The sequence below is a fragment of the Streptomyces sp. NL15-2K genome, from assembly GCF_030551255.1.
GTDB lineage: Bacteria > Actinomycetota > Actinomycetes > Streptomycetales > Streptomycetaceae > Streptomyces.
Genome location: NZ_CP130630.1, coordinates 3,947,911 through 3,961,822 on the forward strand (window position 1 = coordinate 3,947,911; position 13,912 = coordinate 3,961,822).

At 73.4% G+C, this 13,912-nt stretch carries 10 protein-coding genes; 4 read left to right on the plus strand and 6 right to left on the minus strand.

What is annotated here, in order from left to right; translation table 11 throughout:
* The first annotated feature begins 87 nt into the window (after positions 1 to 87).
* Positions 88 to 3,354: an FtsX-like permease family protein gene (locus Q4V64_RS17400; RefSeq protein ID WP_124442210.1), complete on the plus strand. Its 3,267-nt coding sequence runs from the start codon at positions 88 to 90 to the stop codon at positions 3,352 to 3,354.
* A gap of 69 nt (positions 3,355 to 3,423) precedes the next feature.
* Here the strand turns inward: Q4V64_RS17400 and Q4V64_RS17405 are convergent, their stop codons facing one another.
* Positions 3,424 to 3,816 carry a hypothetical protein gene (locus Q4V64_RS17405; RefSeq protein ID WP_303710412.1) on the minus strand — a complete coding sequence of 131 codons (393 nt, stop codon included), beginning with the start codon at positions 3,814 to 3,816 and terminating at the stop codon, positions 3,424 to 3,426.
* Here Q4V64_RS17405 and Q4V64_RS17410 point away from each other — a divergent pair.
* Positions 3,785 to 6,727: an FtsX-like permease family protein gene (locus Q4V64_RS17410; RefSeq protein WP_124442208.1), complete on the plus strand. Its 2,943-nt coding sequence runs from the start codon at positions 3,785 to 3,787 to the stop codon at positions 6,725 to 6,727. The two genes, Q4V64_RS17405 and Q4V64_RS17410, sit on opposite strands and share 32 nt — an antisense overlap.
* Positions 6,728 to 6,836: 109 nt before the next feature.
* Positions 6,837 to 7,814 carry an ABC transporter ATP-binding protein gene (locus Q4V64_RS17415; protein WP_124442207.1) on the plus strand — a complete coding sequence of 326 codons (978 nt, stop codon included), beginning with the start codon at positions 6,837 to 6,839 and terminating at the stop codon, positions 7,812 to 7,814.
* A 36-nt stretch (positions 7,815 to 7,850) separates the two neighbouring features.
* Here the strand turns inward: Q4V64_RS17415 and Q4V64_RS17420 are convergent, their stop codons facing one another.
* The 3 genes from Q4V64_RS17420 to ettA are packed head-to-tail and all read right to left on the minus strand — an operon-like array spanning position 7,851 to position 10,653.
* Complete coding sequence (locus Q4V64_RS17420) at positions 7,851 to 8,534, minus strand: hypothetical protein (protein ID WP_124442206.1); 684 nt, start codon at positions 8,532 to 8,534, stop codon at positions 7,851 to 7,853.
* Complete coding sequence (locus tag Q4V64_RS17425; protein WP_253267162.1) at positions 8,531 to 8,986, minus strand: thioesterase family protein; 456 nt, start codon at positions 8,984 to 8,986, stop codon at positions 8,531 to 8,533. The genes Q4V64_RS17420 and Q4V64_RS17425 overlap by 4 nt, the downstream gene beginning before the upstream one ends.
* A gap of 2 nt (positions 8,987 to 8,988) precedes the next feature.
* Positions 8,989 to 10,653, minus strand: a complete 1,665-nt coding sequence (gene ettA, locus Q4V64_RS17430; RefSeq protein WP_124442205.1) for an energy-dependent translational throttle protein EttA — start codon at positions 10,651 to 10,653, stop codon at positions 8,989 to 8,991.
* Between the two features lie 131 nt (positions 10,654 to 10,784).
* Between ettA and Q4V64_RS17435 the strand changes: the two genes are divergently transcribed.
* Positions 10,785 to 11,498: a TetR/AcrR family transcriptional regulator gene (locus Q4V64_RS17435; protein ID WP_216377656.1), complete on the plus strand. Its 714-nt coding sequence runs from the start codon at positions 10,785 to 10,787 to the stop codon at positions 11,496 to 11,498.
* 99 nt (positions 11,499 to 11,597) lie between these two features.
* Here Q4V64_RS17435 and Q4V64_RS17440 read toward each other — a convergent pair whose 3' ends face one another.
* Positions 11,598 to 12,974 carry a Cys-Gln thioester bond-forming surface protein gene (locus tag Q4V64_RS17440; protein WP_124442247.1) on the minus strand — a complete coding sequence of 459 codons (1,377 nt, stop codon included), beginning with the start codon at positions 12,972 to 12,974 and terminating at the stop codon, positions 11,598 to 11,600.
* 290 nt (positions 12,975 to 13,264) lie between these two features.
* A complete protein-coding gene (locus Q4V64_RS17445) occupies positions 13,265 to 13,744 on the minus strand; it encodes a single-stranded DNA-binding protein (RefSeq protein WP_124442204.1) in 480 nt (159 codons plus the stop codon).
* Positions 13,745 to 13,912 lie beyond the last annotated feature (168 nt).

Here is a 13,912-nt window from a genome sequence, read left to right on the forward strand (position 1 = left end):
CCCGCGCCCTCTGACAACATCTGACAGCATCACGCGGAGGTCTGGACAACAGCGGGGGACCGCGGCGGGGAAACGGCGGGGGGCCGGGTGACGGGGTTAGGCGGAGCCGCGAGGTTCGTCCTCCTGCGCGCACGGGCGCATCGCCTGCTGCTCGCCGCCGCACTGCTCACCGTCCTGCTGACCACGGCGGTCCTGGCGACCCTCGCCGCCTACTCCGGCGCGATCGGCGACGCCGCCCTGCGCCACTCCCTGGGCGATGCCCGCAACGCCGCCGACACCGCGCTGATCGTCAAGGCCGACGTGCCCGCGGACGGTCGCAAGGCCGCCGACACCGCCGTACGCAACGGGGCCCGGAAGACCTTCGACGGGCTGCCGGTGACCGTGCGGGCCCTGATGCGGTCGGGTCCGTACGCGCTGCCCCGCTCCCTGCAACCGCCCGCCGAGCGGTCCGGCGACCCGGACCTGACCCACTTCGCCGCTCTGGACCGGTCGCAGGTGCGGCTCGTCGCCGGGCGGTTACCCGGCCCGGCGGAACGGGGCGTCGAGGTGGCCCTCCCGCAGACCGCCGCCCAGCGCCTCGGCCTGGAGCCCGGCGCCCGTCTCACCCTCACCGACCGGCTCAGCGGGCCGAAGGTGCCCGTCACGGTCACCGGCCTGTACCGGCCCGCCCGGACGGACGCGCCGTACTGGCAACTCGACGATCTGCGCGGCCGGGGCATCAGCAAGCTCGACTTCACGACGTACGGCCCGCTCCTGACCGATCCCGGCGTCGTGACCGGCGCAAAGGTGAGCGCCGGACCCTCCGCCTGGCTCGCGTCCGCCGACTTCTCGACGCTGACGACCGAGGGGATCGACACCCTGCGCGAGGCGGCCCGCGCCGGGAACGCGGCGTTGCGCGAGCAGCCGGCGCTCAGCGGCACCACGGCCGCGAGCACCGCGCTGCCCGAGGTCCTCGACCGCGTCGACCGCTCGCTGCTCGTCTCCCGCTCCACGCTGCTGATCGTCGCCCTCCAGCTGGTGCTGCTCGCCGCCTGTGCCCTGCTGCTGGTGGCCCGGCTGCTGAGTACCGAACGCACGGGCGAGACCCGGCTGCTGCGGGCCCGCGGCGCCTCCCGCCGCCGGATCGCGGGGCTCGCCGCCCTGGAGGCGCTGCTGCTGGCCGTCCCCTCGGTGCTCTGCGCCCCGCTGCTCGCGGGTCCGCTGACCCGGCTGCTGGCCGGGCAGGGGCCGCTGTCCCGGATCGGGCTGCACCTGGACGTGCCGGCCGGCGGGCGCGTCGGGGTGTGGCTGGTGGCGGCGGGCGTGGCGCTGGGCTGCGCGCTGGCGGTGACGCTGCCCGCGCTGACCTCCTCCGCCGACTCCTTCACCTCCGGCCGGGCCCGGGCGCTGCCCGACGCGGTGCGCTCCGGTGCGGACCTCGGGCTGCTGGCGGTGGCCGGTGTCGCGTACTGGCAGCTCGACCGGCAGACGTCCGGCGCCGTCACCGGGGACCGGTCGGGCGCTCTCGGCATCGATCCACTGCTGGTGGCGGCGCCCGCGCTCGCGCTGCTGGCGGGGACGGTGCTGACGCTGCGGCTGCTGCCGCCGGTGGCGCGGCTCGCCGAACGCCGGGCGGCCGGCGGGCGCGGGCTGACCGCGGCGCTGGCGGGCTGGCAGATCGCCCGCCGCCCGATGCGCGGCGCGGGCCCGGTGCTGCTGCTGGTCCTGGCCGTCGCGCTCGGCATGCTGGCGATCGGGCAGGGCGCCTCCTGGGACCGCTCGCAGGACGACCAGGCCGACTTCCGGGCCGGGGTGCCGGTGCGCGTCCTGGCCGCCGGGGACGGCGGGCCCGGCCGCACCGAGGAGTACGCGGCCGTCCCGCACGTACGGCAGGTCGCCCCCGCGGTGCGTGCGGAGCTGCCGCTGTCCGGCAACCGGACCGCGACGGTGCTGGCGCTGGACACCGCGCACGCGGCGGACGACGTGCTGATGCGCTCCGACCTGGCGTCCGAGCCGGTACGGCCGCTGCTGGCGGGGCTGGGCCCCAAGGGGGCGACGGCGGGCGCGAAGGTCCCGGCGGACACCGCCCGGCTGCGGCTGACGGCGAGCCTGGACAGTTCGGGATCCGGCACGACGGCGGACGTGACGGCCACCCTGGAGGACCGCTTCGGCACTCCCTACCGGGTGCCGGCGGGCGAACTCCCCGCCGACGGCCGCGGACACACGCTGGACCTGCCCGCCTCGCCGGGCCCGCTGACCCTCACCGACCTGCAACTCGTCATGACCCGGCCGATCGACCGCGCGGAGCGACACCGGCTCACGATCGAGGAGTTGACCGCCACGGACGCCGACGGGACGGTACGGCGGCTGCCCCTGCCCGACGCCTGGAAGGCCACCGTGCACAGCGACGGGGAGGTGTCGTCGCCGGACGAGCGCACGAAACCGACCAAACCCCGCGTGAGCATGTCGTCCGGGTCGCCGACGGTCGAGTACGGCACGGGGTACGTCCCGCGCGAGGAGACCTGGGTCATCTCGTCGTTGACGGTGCGGCTGCGGGTCGCGCAGCCCGCGCCGCCCGAGGTCACGGCCGTCGCGACCGACCGCTTCCTGTCCTCGGCGGGCGCCCGTGCCGGGCAGCGCGTGGACGTGCCGTTCGGCGGCGGGACCGTACCGGTGCGGATCGTGGACTCGGTGCGGGCGCTGCCGGCCACGACCGCGGCCGGATCCGGTGCCGACGGCGGGGCCCTGCTGGTCGATCTGCGGGCCGTGAACCGGGTGATTCAGGCGCGGTACGGCACGAGCGTCACGCCCACCGAATGGTGGCTGGGGACGGCGCCGGGCGAGGCGGCCGACGTGGCGGCCGCCCTGCGGGCGCGGCCCGACATGGATCCGGCGCAGGTCGTGGTGCGGGACGAGATCGCCGAGCAGTTGCGCGACGACCCGTTCGGCGCGGGCCCCGAGGCCGCGTTCACGGCGGCTGCCGGGGTGGCGGCGGCGCTGGCCGCGGTCGGCTTCGCGGTGAGCGCGGCGGGCTCCCTGCGGGAGCGGGGCGCCGAGTTCGCCGTCCTGCGCGCCCTGGGTGCCCCGCGCCGCCGGCTGGCCCGCACGATCGCCGTCGAGCAGGGCGTTCTGCTGGCGCTGGCGCTGCTGGTGGGCGCAGCCCTGGGCACCGTGCTGACGCGGGCCGTGGTCCCGCTGATCGTGCTGACCTCCGAGGCCGCGCAGCCGGTCCCGCGGGTGCTGGTCGAGTTGCCCGTCCCCGACGTGACGGTCCTGCTGGCGGCCGTGGCCATCACCCCGGTGCTCGTCACGGCGGCGCTCGCACTGCGCCGGGCCGATCCGGTGACGTCGCTGCGCGAGCAGGAGGGCGAGTGACGCGGACGGCGGTGCGGGCGAGGCGAAGGGGAGGGCGAGTCACGCGAGCGAGGCGGACGGGAGGGCCGGTCACGCAAAGGCCGGTGACGCGAAGGCCGGTGACGCGAGGGCCGGTGACGCGAGGGAGGCGGGCGCGAGGGCCGGTGACGCGAAGGCCGGTGACGCGAGGGAGGCGGGCGCGAGGGCCGGTGACGCGAAGGCCGGTGACGCGAGGGAGGCGGGCGCGAGGGCCGGTGACGCGAAGGCCGGTGACGCGAGGAAGGCGGGCGCGAGGGCCGGTGACGCGAACGGAGGCGCGCGTGAGGCGAACGGGAGGGCGAGAAGCGGGAGGGCCAGTGGCGGCAGGGCCAGTGGCGGCAGGGCCGGTGGCGGCAGGGCCGGTGGCGGGAGAGCGAGCAGCGGCAGGGCCAGTGACGGGAGGGCGAGTGCGGTGAATCCGGTCCTGGCTTCCTGGGTGCGCACGCGGCTGCGGTCCGCCCCCGGCGCGGCATGTGCCCTCGCCCTGCTGGTGGCGCTGACCGCGTGCCTGGCCGCCGCGTTCCCGCGGGCCGTCGACCGGTACGAGGACGCCGGCCTGCGCCGGGCCCTCGACCAGGCCCGCCCCGAGCAGATCGGCGTCGAACTCGCCGCCACGCTGCCCGACCTCGGCCTGACGCAGGCCCAACGGGAGGACGCCCTGCGCCCCGGCCCCCTGTCCCGGCAGTACGCCCGGGCCCTCGCCACCGTCGAACGGCCGCTGGTCGCCGACCGCGCCCAGTCGGCGTACGGCGTGCGTACCACCCGGGACCTGCCCGCGACGGACCCCTGGCTCCCGAGGCCCACCGGTCTGCCCGCGCAGGTCTCCCTCGTGGCCCAGCAGGGCCTGGCCGACCACGCGGACGTGCGCACGGGACGCCTTCCGCGCGCGGCCGACCCGGTCACCGCGGCGACGGCCGAGGTGGAGGCCGCAGTCAGCGCCGAGACGGCCGAGAGCCTGCGCATCAAGGTCGGTTCGGTGATCCACGTACCCGGCGTGGAACGCGCCCCGCTCGCCGTCCGCGTCACCGCGATCGTCACCCCGCGCGACCCGGCCGGCGCCTACTGGTCGACCCAGCCCCTCCTGCGTACCCCCAGCCTGGTCCGCCTGCCCGGTCCGTCCTCGGAGGCGGACCGGTACTGGCTCGGCGCCCTGCTGCTGCCCTCCGAGGCGGCCCCGGCCATGCTGGGCACGACCGGCAGCCCCTGGCGGTACTGGCAGCTGGCGCCCGCAGCCGACGCGCTGCACGCCCACGACCTGGAGGAACTCCGCTCCACGATCGCCTCCCTGGAATCCGGCCCGGGACTGAGCCGGGCCCGCGCTGCGACCGACCCGCTCACGAACGTCAACACCGACCTCGACGAGGTCCTCGCCTCCTACGGCCGCCTGCGCGAGGGTGTCCAACCGCTCGTCGCCGTCGCCGCGTTCGGCACCGGCGCGGTCGCCGCCGTCGTGCTGCTGATGGCGGGCGGTCTCGCCGCCGACCGCCGCCGCACCGAACTCGCCCTGCTGCGCGCCCGAGGGGCCTCCCTGCGCGGTGTGGCGGGGCGGCTGCTCGCCGAGACGGCGGTGGTCGCCCTGCCCGCCGGCGCGTTCGGCCTCGCGGCGGCCCTGCTGGCGCTCCCCGGCGCCCGCGCCGTCCCCGCGATCGCGGCGGCCGCCACGGTCACGGCCGTCGCCTGCGCCGTCCTGCCCCTGCGGGCCGCTGCCGCCCACCGGGTGGTACGCGTCCACGGCGGCCGCGAGGACGTAGTGTCCGTACGTCCGTCCCGGCGCCGTACGGTCGCGGAGCTCACCCTCGTCGTGCTGGGCGCCGGCGCGGTCGAGACCCTGCGCCGGCGCGGCACGTCGGACTCCGCCGGAGACCAACTGGCCGCGCTGGCGCCCGTCCTGGTCGGGGTGATCGCCGCGCTGGTCCTGGTCCGCCTCTACCCGCTCCCGTTGCGCGCGCTGGCCCGCCCGGCCGGCCGTCTGCGGGGCATCCTGGGCCACCTCTCCCTGGCCCGCGCGGGCCGTACGTCCGCCTCCGCGGTACTCCCCCTGCTGGCGCTGCTCACCGCCCTGACCAGCGCGGCCTTCGGCGGTTCGGTCCTGGCGGGCGTGCGGGAGGCCCGTGACCACGCGGCCCTCCTCGCGGTCGGCGCCGACGCCCGCATCGAATCGACCGCCCCGCTCCCGGCCGCCCTCCCCGACCGCGTCCGCCGCGCCCCCGGCGTGCGCGACCTGGCCGAGGCGAGCATCACGTATCAGGCGAGGCCGGACGCGGGCGAGCAGACGGTACCGATGGTGGGCGTGGACCCCGGCGCGTACGCGGCGTTGGCGGGGCGGACGGGGCTCGGGGCTTTCGGGGAGGGAGAGTTGAGGGATCCGGCCGCGGGGAAGTCCGCGGGTGGGACCGGCTCAGCGGGTGAGACCGGCTCAGCGGGTGGGACCGGCTCAGCGGGTGAGACCGGCCCTGGAGGTGAGACCGACCCTGCGGGTGGGACCGGTTCTGCGGGTGGGACCGGCTCAGCGGGTGAGACCGGCTCCGCGGGTGAGACCGGCTCCGCGGGTGAGACCGGCTCAGCGGGTGAGACCGGCGCAGGGACGCGTCAGGAAGTGCCGCTCCCCGCCCTGGCCTCTCCGTCCACCGCCCGGACGTACGGCACCCGGCCCTTCCCGGTGCGCCTGGAGGACGGCACCACGGTCACCGTCCGGATCGCCCTCGTCCGGGACCGGACCCCGGCGGTCACGGGCGCCGACTTCCTGGTCGTGGACCGCGCCGGGCTGAGCGACGCCGCCGCCCGCCCGACTGCCCTGCTCGTGACCGGCGACCACTTGGACGCGGGGGCGCTGCGCAGTGCGGCGGGCGAGTCGGGGCACGTGCGGCTGCGGGCCGAGGAGCGCGCCGGGTACGTCGACTCCCCCCTCCAGTCAGGTGCCGAGCGCGTCTACGCCGCCGCGGTGGCGGCCGGCGCCGGCTACGCCGTCCTGGCCCTCCTCCTCGCCCTCCTGCGCACCGCCCCCGAACGCATCGCCCTGCTGGCCCGCCTCCGCACCATGGGCCTCACCCGCGCCCAGGGCCGCCGCCTGCTGATCCTGGAGTCCCTCCCCCAGGCCTTCCTGGCCGCAGCGGGCGGCGCCCTGACCGGCTGGGCCACGATCCGCCTCCTCTCCCCCGGCGTCGACCTGACCACCATCGCCCTGGCCTCGACGCAACCCCCTCCGGGAGAGACCGAGCTGCACACGGACGCCCTCTCCCTGGCGGTACCGGCACTCTCGGTCCTGCTGCTGGCGGTGGGGGTTGCGGTGGGGCAGGCGTGGTGGTCGGGGCGGAGGGGGTCGGTGAAGGAGCTGAGGGCGGGTGATGCGCGATGAGCCCTGGCCGTAACTGCGGGCAGCCGATCCACGCACCCGGCGGACGCCGATCCCGCCCAGTCCCCACCCCGGGCCACTGTCGAACGACCCCCCGCTCAGGAGACCCCAGATGACGGCCGACCCCACCCTCACCGACCTGGCCCACCGGGCAAAAACGGCCCGCACCCGCCCCACCTACGGCCACGACGCCCTCATTACCTGCGACCGCCTCGTCCGCATCTTCACCACGGACGGCATAGAAGTCCAAGCCCTCCAAGGCCTCGACCTCCTCGTCCGTGAGGGCGAACTCATGGCCCTCGTCGGCGCCTCCGGCAGCGGCAAGTCCACGCTCATGAACATCCTCGCCGGCCTCGACACCCCCACCGCCGGCGCCGCCCGCGTCGCCGGCCGCGACCTGCTCACGATGACCGCCAAGGACCGCCTCGCCTACCGTCGCGAAGTCGTCGGCTTCGTCTGGCAGCAGACCGCCCGCAACCTCCTCCCCTACCTGACCGCCGCCCAGAACATCGCCCTCCCGATGCAACTGTCCGGCCGAACCGGCACTCGTACCCGCACCCGCAAGGCCCGCCGCACCCACGCCGAACGCGCCCTGGAGCTCCTGGAGTTGCTGGAGGCAGGGGACTGCCGCGACCGCCGCCCCCACCAGATGTCCGGCGGCCAGCAACAACGCGTCGCCATCGCCGTGGCCCTCGCCAACAACCCCGCGGTCCTGCTCGCCGACGAACCCACCGGCGAACTCGACTCCCACACCGCGGAACAGGTCTTCGCCGCCTTCCGCACCGCGAACGAGCAGCTGGGCACCACCATCGTCATCGTCACGCACGACCAGGCGGTCGCCGGCGAGGTCCGCCGCACGGTGGCCATCCACGACGGCCGCACGTCCACGGAGGTCCTGCGCCGCAGCGAGGTCGACGCGGCGACCGGCCACGAGACGGTGGTGGCCCGTGAGTACGCCATGCTCGACCGCGCGGGCCGCCTTCAGCTCCCCGCCGACTACACCCAGGCCCTGGGCATGCGCGACCGCGTGGCACTGGAACTGGAGACCGACCACATCGGCGTCTGGCCCGACGACAGCGAACAGGACTGACCGGAAACCGCCGGTGTGACCCCGTCCCCCAAGGGCTCAGCGCACGCTGACGCCCAACGCCCCGAGTCCCCCTCGCCGTACGGCGATCGACCCGTACGGCGTCCGCAACCTCAGCCACGCCCCCGACGAGAAGAGCCCCAGCTCCTCCTCGCCCACGGCCCCCGCCACCCGCAGGAACCCCAACGACTGGGCCGCGTGCACGGCCCGCACCGGCAGCTCGGTGGCGCCCACCGTCCGGGACCAGATCTCCCGCCCGATCCGGTCGAGCTCGGCCCTCGTACGCTGCTCGGGCGCCAACTCCTGTGTACGGGACCGGAATTCACCGACCGCCGCGGCGACCATCGCACGCAGCGCGTCCGGCGCCGGCAGTCCGGGCTCGGGCCGCCAGCCACCGCGCGGCGGCAGCACCCCGGCCCACGGCGGCCCGGTGACCGCGGCCGGGACGACGGCCGTGCCCGCCGCCTCGTCGAGGGACTCCAGCAGCTCCCCCGCGGACACGGTCACATCCAGCGTGACGTCCAGCCCGTTCTCGTACGGCTTGCCGAGCCGTGCCGCGCGGATCGCCAGCACCTCGAAGGACGGCGGCCGTCCGAAGACGGCGAGCGCGGTGCCGGCCGCCTGGAGGCGCACCGCGGCTCCACGGTCGTAGTGGAGCAGCCGGGAGAGGAAGGCCGCGAGATCCGCCGCCTCCCCCTCGTCGGCGAGGTGGAGCACCGTCATGCGGCGGCGGCCTCCTCCTCGTCGGAGTCCTCGGCCCCGTCGGCCGCGTCGGCCGCATCGACCGCGTCGTCCATGTACTCCTCCAGGAACTCGCGTTCCTCCGCCGTGATCCGGCGCGGCCGCTGCGACTCGAAGTCGAACGGCACTATCACCGTCGAGGCCCGGACGTAGACCTGGTCCGGGTCCTTGACCTCGTAGGTGAGCGTGAAGGAGGCCGCCCTGATCCGGGTTACCCACAGCTCGATGTCCACGGGGGTGTGCCGGTGCACGAGCTGCCGCTTGTAGTCGATCTCATGGCGCGCCACCACGGACCCCTGCTGGAAATCCTTGTCCGGGCGGAACAGGAAGTCGATACGGGCTTCCTCCAGGTAGCGGAGGAAGACCACGTTGTTGACGTGGCCGTATGCGTCCATGTCCGCCCAGCGCAGCGGGCAGCGGTAGATGTGCCGCAAGATCAGCCCCGGGTCAGCTTCTTGTAGGTGGCGCGGTGCGGACGCGCGGCGTCCGGCCCGAGCCGCTCGATCTTGTTCTTCTCGTACGACTCGAAGTTGCCCTCGAACCAGAACCACTTGGACTCGCCCTCGTAGGCGAGGATGTGCGTGGCGACACGGTCGAGGAACCACCGGTCGTGGGAGACGACCACGGCGCACCCGGGGAACTCCAGCAGAGCGTTCTCCAGCGACGACAGCGTCTCGACGTCCAGGTCGTTGGTCGGCTCGTCGAGGAGCAGCAGGTTGCCGCCCTGCTTGAGGGTGAGCGCCAGGTTGAGGCGGTTGCGCTCACCGCCGGACAGGACGCCGGCCGGCTTCTGCTGGTCCGGGCCCTTGAAGCCGAAGGCGGAGACATAGGCCCGCGAGGGCATCTCCACCTGCCCGACGTTGATGTAGTCGAGCTCGTCCGAGACCACGGCCCACAGGGTCTTCTTCGGGTCGATGTTCTCGCGGCTCTGGTCGACGTAGGAGATCTTGACGGTGTCGCCGACCTTGATGCTGCCGGAGTCAGGCTCCTCGAAGCCCTGGATCATCTTGAACAGGGTCGTCTTGCCGGCGCCGTTCGGGCCGATGATGCCCACGATGCCGTTGCGCGGCAGCGTGAAGGAGAGGTCGTCGATGAGCACCTTCTCCCCGAAGCCCTTGCTGAGGTTGTTGACCTCGACGACGATGCTGCCCAGCCGGGGCCCCGGCGGGATCTGGATCTCCTCGAAGTCCAGCTTCCGCATCTTGTCGGCCTCGGCCGCCATCTCCTCGTACCGGGCGAGGCGTGCCTTGGACTTGGCCTGCCGCCCCTTGGCGTTCGACCGCACCCACTCCAGCTCTTCCTTGAGCCGCTTCTGCCGCTTGGCGTCCTTCTGGCCCTCGACCTTGAGTCGGGCGGCCTTGGTCTCCAGGTACTTGGAGTAGTTGCCCTCGTAGGGGAAGAGGCGGCCGCGGTCGACCTCACAGATCCACTGAGCGACGTTGTCGAGGAAGTACCGGTCGTGGGTGACGGCTACGACGGTGCCGGGGTACTTGGCCAGGTGCTGCTCGAGCCAGTTCACGGACTCGGCGTCGAGGTGGTTGGTGGGCTCGTCGAGCAGCAGCAGGTCGGGCTGCTCGAGAAGGAGCTTGCACAGGGCGACGCGGCGCTTCTCACCACCGGAGAGGTTGGTCACGGGCCAGTCGCCGGGCGGGCAGCCCAGCGCGTCCATGGCCTGCTCCAGCTGGGCGTCCAGGTCCCAGGCCTCGGCGTGGTCGAGCTCCTCCTGGAGCTTGCCCATCTCCTCCAGCAGCGCGTCCGAGTAATCGGTGGCCATCTGCTCGGCGATCTCGTTGAACCGGTCGAGCTTGCCCTTGATCTCGGCGACACCCTCCTGGACGTTCTCCAGGACGGTCTTGTCCTCGGTCAGCGGAGGCTCCTGGAGAAGGATGCCCACGCTGTAACCCGGGGTGAGGAAGGCGTCACCGTTCGACGGCTGCTCGATACCCGCCATGATCTTCAGGATCGTCGACTTGCCGGCGCCGTTCGGGCCGACGACGCCGATCTTCGCCCCCGGGAGGAAGCTCGTCGTCACGTCGTCGAGGATCACCTTGTCGCCGTGCGCCTTACGCGCCTTGCGCATGGTGTAAATGAACTCAGCCAAGAGAAACCGTCCGGCAGCTTGAAATCTGGCAGTGGGCAGATACAGCCCATCTTGCCTGAACGCTACCCCTGGGGGGAAACGCGTATGGCGGGGGGCCTCTGACCTGGAGCTTCGCTGTCGGTGGCGGTGGCTTGAGCGCGATCGAACACCAGGGGGACGTGCTGCCCCTGGGGGACGGCGAGCGTTGTTCAGGAGGTTGCGGGCCCCAACGCGGTGTCCGTGCGCGGGGCGCCGGGCCGGGGTCAGGACGGATCCGGCAGAAGCAGCGCACACGCGACGCCCTCGTCGAGGCCGCCCGGTCCCTGCTGGAGAGCGGACACACCCCGACGGTGGAACAGTCGGCCGACGCCGCCGGCATCTCCCGCACCACGGCCTACCGCTACTTCCCGAACCAGAGACAGCTGCTCCTGGCCGCGATCCCGACGATCGACCGGCCCAGCCTGCTCGACCAGGACGCACCCGATGACGTCCACCCCCGCCTCGACCTGGTCATGGCCGAGCAGACGGAGATCCTGCGCAAGTGGGAGCCGCAACTGCGAGCCGCCCTGCGGCTGTCCCTGGATCAGGAACCACAGACGCCGCGCGAGGCCCGCCCGGCGCTGCGGCAAGGCAGGGCCATCACATGGTTCGAGGACGCCCTGGCACCGCTGGCCGAGTCGCATCCGCACATCGACCGCAGACGACTCGCTGTCGCCATTCGCGCCGGCTGCGGAATCGAGGCCTGGGTCTGGATGGTCGACATCGCAGCTGTGTCACGGCTGGAGGCCGCAACCCTCATGCGCGAGTCGGCGCAGGCGCTGCCGGCCGCGGCCCTGGCGCAAACCGGTGCACCTTCCCGGCCATAGGACCCGACGCCGGGAAAAGGCTCAATAAGAGGTGCACCCGCGGGTCACCACGCCGTCACTCTCTGTTGAGTTGGCAAGGAGCCGTACCGCTCGTTTCCGTCATGCGCCGGTGTCCTTCCTGCCGACCACGACCAGGGCCGCGCCGCCGATCACTACGAGGGCGATGGCGACGCCCGCGATGATCGGGGTCGCGCTGGAACCGCCGGTCGCGGCGAGGTTCACGTCGGTGGCGGGGCTGCCCACCGTGGCGGGGCTGGGCTCGCTGAGCGTCTGGGTCGAGGCGCCGGTCTCGCTGCCCTGCGTCCGGCAGTCGAGGACGCCGGTGAACCGCTTCTCGAAGCCGCCCGGCACCGTGATCGTGAAGTCGTACGCCTGGTCCTCCTGGAGCGGGATCGTCACCGTCCGTGACACGCCCGCCGCGATGCTGTGCTCGACGCCCAGCAGCGCGAAGGTGAACGCCTCGTCGCCCTTGTTGGCCGCGGTGATGTCCAGGCCGCCCTTGGCGCAGTTCCGCACCGCGGACAGTGCGGGTATGGCGCCCTTCTTCGCCCAGGTCCCGCTCGCCGTCGCCGAGACGGTCGACTCGCTGGAGCCTGCCAGGATCTGTGTCTGGCTGCGGCCCTGGGAAGCGAAGGCGCGACCGACCGGGACGGTCGTGGAGGCCTGCACGGTCAGGTCGGACGAACCGTTGGCCGCGTCCTCGGGCACCTCGAAGAACACCTGGCCGCCATGGACCGCGGACGTGACCGCCGCGCCGTCCTTGTCGACGATGCGCACTCCACTCGTGGCCGCATCCGCCGGCGGCGTCACCGTCACGCCGGCGGCGTTGGTGTGCACTGTCACCGGGCCGAGCCGCTCACCGGGGCGACCGGAGACCGCGGGCGGGTCCAGGGTCAGGGACGCCTCGGGCTCCGCCAGATCGCGGGCGCTCTTCCGCAGGTAGTCCGCGAGCTTCTCGGCCTGCGGGTCGACTGCGTCGACGTCCGCGCCGTCCGAGTAGCGCCAGATGGCCACCTGGGTGCCGGCCGCCGCGTCCTGCTCGGTGAGCCCGCCGCCCACGCCCGCCGCGAGGCCCAACGCCGCGAGGTCGTTGACCTGCGGATAGGAGTTCTGCAGAATCCAACGGATCTTGCCCGCGTCCTTGTTGGCGCCGAGCGAGGTGCCGCTCCACGGCGTCTCGTTGTACTTGGCGTCCCGCTGCGCGGGGTTGTGGAGATCGACGCAGTACGTCTGCAGGGTGCCGCCGCCCTCGACGGACATCTCGAACAGGCCCGCCGGCACCTTCAGGTCGCCGGCGGCGTCGTGTATCACGGCGTCGCCGTACGTCTTCAGGCCGCTCATGGTGGCGGTCGCCCCGCCCGGGTTCTGCGCCGTCTCGTCCGCGGTGGCCGCACCGGCACCGGCCAGCACACCGGCGGCGACGAGCCCGGACACCAACGTGGCGGCGGCGAGGCGGGCCGCCCCTCGCCTGCGCATCGACAGCGCAGAGAACGCAGCAAACACAGAATTCCCCTTCGAGCAGGACCCGTTGACGTGGGGGCACGGTCCCACCAGCAGAATCTTCGGCCCCATGGGCCACGTTGGGCATCCTAGGGACGCGGCGCACCACGGCTCCCAGTGATCCCGTCGGACGACCGATCCGACTCGGAATCGTTATCGCCAAGATCGCCCGCGAGCTGGGCTTATCGACAAATCCACCGAATCGTTCGGAACGCATTCGCCGATAAGCCGCACTTCAGGCACTTCGGTGCGCTCAGGACCTGACGTCACGTCACCGCGACGGCTTCCTGCGCCTGTTGAGTGTCCGCCTCCGTCGTCGGTGTCTCCGCAGGCGGCGTCTCCCAAGTGGGCTCGGGCTGCTGCGGTGAGCCGGCGGTCTGCGTCTCCGGCCTGCCCGAACGCAGGAAGGCCGACGTACCGCGCGCGAGATCGTGGCCGATCGCCACCGCGTCGATGTCCGCCGAGGTCCAGCTCTGTCCCTCGCGGACGTCCGAGCGCACCTTCAGCCTGCCCTGCACGATCACGGGTTGGCCCACCTCCAGCGATGCCGAGGTGTTCGTGGCGAGCTGCCGGTTGGCCCACACCGTGAAGAAGTTGGTGTGCCCGTCCGTCCACGTGCTCTTCTCCCGGTCCCAGTAACGCGAGGTCACCGCCAGCCGGAAGCGCGCCGAGGCACCCGACGCCAGCTCCCGGTACACCGGCTTCGTCGCCACGTTGCCCACTACACAGACGTTCGTCTCGTTCATCCCGAACCCCTCCCTCACCCGAGCGCTCACGTCGGGCGGATACGCGTACGGGCCCGTCCCGTACGGATGCGTCTGCCGTGACGACCGCGAGCCTTGCGCCCACCGTCATCACCGTGACGACCGCGTCCGTCGCGATCGCCGTGAAGCCAGACTGCCTCCGCCGGGCCG

Bases quoted from the DNA above. Each gene is read 5' to 3' on its own strand.
- Q4V64_RS17415 (WP_124442207.1), top strand. From the start codon at position 6,837: ATGACGGCCGACCCCACCCTCACCGACCTGGCCCACCGGGCAAAAACG.
- Q4V64_RS17420 (WP_124442206.1), bottom strand. From the start codon at position 8,534: ATGACGGTGCTCCACCTCGCCGACGAGGGGGAGGCGGCGGATCTCGCG.
- Q4V64_RS17440 (WP_124442247.1), bottom strand. From the start codon at position 12,974: ATGCGCAGGCGAGGGGCGGCCCGCCTCGCCGCCGCCACGTTGGTGTCC.
- Q4V64_RS17445 (WP_124442204.1), bottom strand. From the start codon at position 13,744: ATGAACGAGACGAACGTCTGTGTAGTGGGCAACGTGGCGACGAAGCCG.